Raw genomic sequence first — 6,000 nt, 5'->3', positions numbered from 1 at the left:
TTAAAGCTAAAACCCGTTTTAACGGGTTCAGAGCTTTTACAGCAGATTGCTGGTTTGTCAGATACAGTTAGATGACGGGAAAAGAATAATTACTCAGGTATAATGCATAAATTAAATAATGTACCTCACCAACTTGAAAACCCCTATCATGTAGTAAGCTTTAGCTTACTTGAGCTTTAAGCAGGAAATTTATTTCCTGGCTTCCAACGGGATTTGCGCTTCTCAATTTCAGTGATAGGTAATAGTAAGGTCTCTTCTATTTCCTGCCGGACTTCCTGGCTGATGTAACAGTCGCTTTTGAGGGAATTGACTAGCAGTTTATTGGCGTCGTAATACTGCTGTAATAGTTGCTTTTGTGAGTCGCTTAATTGCCAGTCATGACCAATATTGCTATGTTTAACCATAATATCTCTTAATTGCTTAATCCAGTTTTTGCTATTCCTTTGCCACCACCCATTAGATTTGCTGTCGCTTTTAAAATTATTTATCTCATGCAACTTTTCCTTCAGCCTTTGTAATCCACATTTTAGATCTTGATTTAAATCAATATTCTTGTCAAGAATAGAATCAATAAGTTGAAGCATACTATGTGTAGAGGCATTTGCACGACTCAGGCAAGTAAGATCATAATCAATAGCTATACTAGGGATACGTGAATATTGCAAGCTAGGCTCAATACAAGAGTAAAGTCTGTAAGTATAGGCTTCATCAGGATTGTAAACATCTAAAGTTGTAAAAAATTCAATCTTTTCATTTAACTGGGCAACCAAGACGGTGGTCATTTCAAGCTCTAAGTATAAAGCTCGAATGCTAGCGAGTTTACAAGTAATATTAATAGACATAGATTTCTGATATATCCACTCCATAAATTGCTGTAATCTTGCATCTGAATAAACTAATTCATCAATTCTTTGCTTCATCTGCTGAACCAGTTCATCAGCATTACGCATCATTCCAGCCGTCAGCAAAAACACCTCACGCCAACGCTTTTCCGTAATTTTGCTGACTAGCAAATCAATATCAGTCTTAGCCACAATTTCTCTAGCCGTAAAATACTCTTGAAACGTCAAATGAGAAAAGGAATAAATACCCCTCGCCCGTTCGACCAACAACCCATGTTGGGCTTCAATCGATTTCAGAACTGCCTCACTGTCTAATAACAACGCCTCCGGATCTGTTTTAGCATCGGGTAAATTCCTAATGTAATCAGCAATATACTGTTCAATCTCTCTTTGCTTAAAGAAATACTCTCCCTGCTCAAACGTAGCAAAAGCAACTTCACTCAATAAATCTTCTTTACGCTGGACTGACAATTTCTTGTAAACCTGCTCTCGTACAATCCGCCGTTTAGCATCCCATTTCCGCAAAAGCGTATGAATGGCTCGACTGTACAATTCAGCCCGGTTAGCTGGAAATTCCCCAGAATCTTCAAATTCTATACACAGGAGCGTCAACAGCAATGGATTGCTTGCCAGTTCTTTAATGGGTTCGTTATCTTCTAACTGTTCGATAAAATAGTCAGCTAAATCTAATTGTTTAGCTTGAAACCATTTAGTAGCGAATGTGCGAATCTGCTTGTCATCAAAATCATCAACCTCAACGTCTGTAAATTTTTCAAAAGTATACTCCCGTGCAGCAATCCGGCAAGTAATCACAAAGGTGTTAGCATCATACTTTTCAGTAAAGGCTTGAATCTGAGTTAAGACGCAATCAGCATCCTCTTCCCTAACCTCATCTAAGCCATCCAGCAGAATTAACCCGCTTCCCTGTTGAAGAAATGCAGCGACTTGGTTTTCTGTAACATTGCAGTTATCGAAAATTTGATTAATATAGGTTGTCAGACTTGGCTGGTTTTGCGTTTCGGCAAATTGCTTCAGCGTAATAAAAATAGGAACCTTATCCGTTAAAACCTTAGATTTAGCACATTGAATCGCTAAATATTTGAGAAACGTCGTTTTACCCGCACCCGGTTTACCTAATACTATCAACTTGTCATATTTTTGGACGGCTTCTAGCCCCGGTATTCGTTTCTCTTTTACTTTACCGAATCCTAGACGGTCAAGGCTTTCGGCGTCTAGATTACAACTTTGCATCAATTCATTAATCGCTAATCGCCTACGTCCAATAACTTTTTCCAGAATATTGACTTTAGTATAAATATCCTTTAAACCAATAGGTTGAATCATATCCAGCACCTTCATTGTGCCGCACTGCTTTTGAATGCTGGGTTTGATTTTCTGGCGTATTTCTTGCACCAGGGTATCAATCTCTACCTCATGAGTAGGAGTCTGAGGAGTTGAAGTTGGATTAGAGGCTTGATAATTCTTGATCAGCCAATCATGCAGTCTCCGCGCCTTGTTGGGACTATTACCACCAAAGCTGAACTTCTTATATACATGACTCATGCGAGTGCGAAAGGCATTAGGGGAGATATGAAGAGATTTCGCGATCGCGTCTACGTCTACATTCCCTTGACGACTGAAACGTGCCACAAATGCTTCTTCCTGTTCCGGGGAAAGGTCATAGTCGCGAGCGATTTTGGTTAGAAAGTCTTGGGGTAGCAGTTGCATGAGACGAATGTTAGCCTATGTTAGCTATGTTAGCCTAAGTTTCAGCGTAATCTCTTAACTGCAACGGCGATAGTAGGAAGCAGTTGAGTTAAGAGGTTAATCTAAATGACTAAACAAAGGAACTTGAGTGCGGCTAAAATTATGATTGCTTTGCAGGTTCTGCTGACTCCTGTGGTGCTGGGAACGGTTAGTTATTGGGTGATTAATTCTGATTTTCAGGGAGTGATTCAATTGAAGCTAAACCGCGATGGGGGTGAAGTGTTGATTGATAGGCGTTCTGAGTAAAAGAACCTGGCGCGTATGTAGGGGCGGGTTTCACTATTGTCTTTTTGGTTGCATCCAGTTGTGACTAAACCCGCCCCGAATTGACCTTTGATTTCGCTTTGTTTGTAGTAAGCACTTTAGTGCTTTAACGCCTAGATGGAGAGGGCTAAAGCCCTTACTACGAACCTAATCAAATCCCGTGATGACGATAAACCATCAACCCTTATCCAGAACTCAACTCCGCCAAACCCAACACTTCCTGCAACAGCCGTTGGTCTTCTAATTTTATCCGAAACCGTTCTTTCTCGATATCTCGAATCCAGCTTTGGCTTTTACCCGTCAATTGCGCTAAGTCGCGTTGACTAAGTTTGTTACGTTGTCTCGCCGCGATAACATCTGCGCCCGAAAGTATAAATGAGTGGGATTTAGTCTTTCGCTTTGTTAATCGTACCTTGTTCGGCTCAACGGTAGTCAGCGCATGTTCCCATTCTGCTTTCAGTTCAAACCATAAAATCCGGGCTTTCATTAATTGATTCCATTTACCACGGGGCGCTGCATCCGTTAACCGCCTATTACTATTTCCATCTTGAATCCAAAACTCTAACGCCGCATCCGCATCGTCGGGAAGTTCTCCTAATTTCGCCCACATGGGTTGAATCTCTGGTAAGTACGTCACCGGATCAAACACAGGTTTGAGTCCATAATGACTGAGAACTTCTAAATCGGTTTCAAATGTCCGCACCAGACGTTTTCGTTCATCTCGCTGGGAAGACGCCCGCAGGAGTTTGTCCTCTCCATACGCCACCCGCATTAATGTGGGTACGGTAATCCGTTGTCGTTTGCCGATTCTGGTTTTAAACAGCAGCCACAACATCATCCGTGTCGCCCCTTGATGATGTTGCCAGTTACTGATTACAGCACTGAGTAAACTTTGAGGCAGATTGCCATATTGATAGAAGGCGGTTCGGTTTTGACAGCCTTGCCTATTTAAGAAGTATTTTGCCCAAATTCCTGCCCTAACCCGAAAGGTTAACCCAACTAAATGTTTGTATCCCTGTTTGTCTTCTTGAAAATGATGTTCAATTGGCTGCAGATGCCACAAACGGCTTTGGGGAATGCTAAATTCTGGGACTTTACCTTGCTTTGACCAATGAGCGCCGATGCTAATTTGGCAGGGCTGCTGGGCAAGCTGTTTAATCAGACTCAATTTAGCCGCTTTACTCAAATCTGTGCGTTTCTCTAATCCTAAATAGTTCTCAATTTGCACATCGTTGACAGTAAACTCTTCCTGCCACGGTTTCTCTAACGCTGTGGCATGAGCGGCATATATTAAATGGAGACAGGTGGCTTTGATATCCATCGCCTCAAGCGTCGCCTGGGCTTTGTCAGCCGATAACGTATCAGTTGAGTCTGTATCAAATCTATCAGTTAGCCAGAAGTTCATTTCACCTTGACCTTGACGCACCTGGCGCTGATAACAGAATTTGCCAGACGCATCGGTGTGCCAAGGGAGGGAGAGGCGCTGTGCTAATAGGTTGCACGCTTCCCAGATGACGATGGAGGAAGCAAAGGGATTGGTTTTGTCATCGGCAAATAAGTCCGGACTGGTGGGAGGTCTTTCATTCAGCTTGTATCGTCCCTTTTTCCCGTGAGCGGGAACGGGAGAACTGATGGGACAGTGAATCACACATTGAGGTTCGGGATAATACCCTTCGCAGTTGTTACACAGATTCGGATCAATCCACGTCTGGTTATCCTTAACTTTGATTGCACCCGTTGGACATTGAGTACGACAAATATCACACCCAGTACAACTTTGTGAGATTTTGTAAGCCATAACACTAGGAAACTACTGCAAACTTTAATCTTTAATCGGTAAAATTATGGATTCAAGAGGAAGCTTTAGATTGGTTATTAATTTGATAAGGATTGAGTAACAGTAGATCTGACAATAGACAACTGCCACCGATGACTAGCTATAGAGCTTTGCCTCAAATCGCTGATGGATTCATGGCATTTTCTTTATGCTTATCAAGAATCTTTATGATCAAATTCTTGCTTGTTATGATCAGGATATTTGTTCAACCTGAGCAATTTGCGATTTCTTAAGATTTCTTTTATTAGGTAACACCTTTTAATACTTTTTTATACTAAAGTATTACTATAGAGAATCTGAGGTGACTAGACGTAAATGAAACGAACCACCATTACGATCAAGGTGACTGTCGAGCAAAAGCAGCAGATTAAAAAGGAAGCCGAGAAAGACAAGCGAACGCTGTCAAACTATATCAAAGTGAAACTTGGCTTACTATAAGCCAGGTACGTCTCAATTCTGGCTCAAAATTGCTGGTTTTGCTAAGAAATGCCCAATTTTAATGTCTGAAAGGAGGATTTGATCTATTTTGATCTCGACTGATTGATTTTGGCGATGAAGCGTCATATTCAGCGATTTAAAACTTGCATCAGTTTTATGCAAAGCTGACTTGTAGGTTACTAAACAGTGACAAAATAGTGATCCCATTACATCGGCAGCTTGCCACTCCTGAACTTTATAAATACAGAGGATTCGGAGTTTGTAGAGCACTATTGGTTTTGTTAAATCGTTGGCTGATCCACCAATCAAACAGTCCGAGTGTGGCAAGTTGTCTATCTCTAGATAGAGGAATCTTTTTCTGTAAAAATAGGGTTGTTTTGTAGTCTAATTAACTGAAATATATAACCCAATAAGCTAAAAGTTTTACTTTTTATTTATATTTTCTGGTGTTTGGTATCAATTTTAACAAATTTTCGATAGAATTTTGGATATTAGTGATTGGGAAGTCAGATCAAGTAGGTGGTGAGAATTAACGTAACAAGAGCGACTTGATCATCCGGGTTTGATCCTTACTCTTAAGGAGTCGGACACGATTAAAGTTGACCGTTGAGATTGAGGAAACTTTAAGCCGTCACGGATTTAAATTGGGAATGGGTAGGGAGGATGACGCATGAAGATCCCCGCCGTTAACTTGGATTGTGCCTACCGATTTAACACGAGTGCCACGGACTTAAAGCTGGTGGGCAATGCCCACCCTACGGTATATCAAAGGTTTCGGCGATTCCCTAAGGCAAATTTTCTGTGCCATTAGATTTAAGACAACTCCCCTGTTCATACCAACTGCGATCGCTT

General features: G+C 41.2%; 4 protein-coding genes. 2 read left to right on the top strand and 2 right to left on the bottom strand.

Translation table 11 applies throughout. The features are described 5' to 3' along the window. Positions 1–176 precede the first annotated feature (176 nt). On the bottom strand, positions 177–2,570 hold the full coding sequence (locus RIB93_RS31610) for an NACHT C-terminal helical domain 2-containing protein (protein WP_446379123.1): 2,394 nt from the start codon (positions 2,568–2,570) through the stop codon (positions 177–179). A gap of 105 nt (positions 2,571–2,675) precedes the next feature. Here RIB93_RS31610 and RIB93_RS31605 point away from each other — a divergent pair, with 105 nt between their 5' ends. Further along, complete coding sequence (locus RIB93_RS31605) at positions 2,676–2,855, top strand: hypothetical protein (RefSeq protein ID WP_446379121.1); 180 nt, start codon at positions 2,676–2,678, stop codon at positions 2,853–2,855. Between the two features lie 202 nt (positions 2,856–3,057). Here RIB93_RS31605 and RIB93_RS31600 read toward each other — a convergent pair whose 3' ends face one another. After that, a complete protein-coding gene (locus RIB93_RS31600) occupies positions 3,058–4,671 on the bottom strand; it encodes a helix-turn-helix domain-containing protein (protein WP_446379119.1) in 1,614 nt (537 codons plus the stop codon). A gap of 354 nt (positions 4,672–5,025) precedes the next feature. Between RIB93_RS31600 and RIB93_RS31595 the strand changes: the two genes are divergently transcribed. Next, positions 5,026–5,148 (top strand): hypothetical protein, encoded by a 123-nt coding sequence (locus tag RIB93_RS31595; RefSeq protein WP_446379117.1) that lies wholly within the window; start codon positions 5,026–5,028, stop codon positions 5,146–5,148. Positions 5,149–6,000: the final 852 nt, after the last annotated feature.

The sequence above is a fragment of the Coleofasciculus sp. D1-CHI-01 genome, from assembly GCF_040218875.1.
Taxonomy (GTDB): Bacteria; Cyanobacteriota; Cyanobacteriia; order Cyanobacteriales; family Coleofasciculaceae; genus Coleofasciculus.
This window is presented reverse-complemented; position numbering and strand designations above follow the sequence as displayed.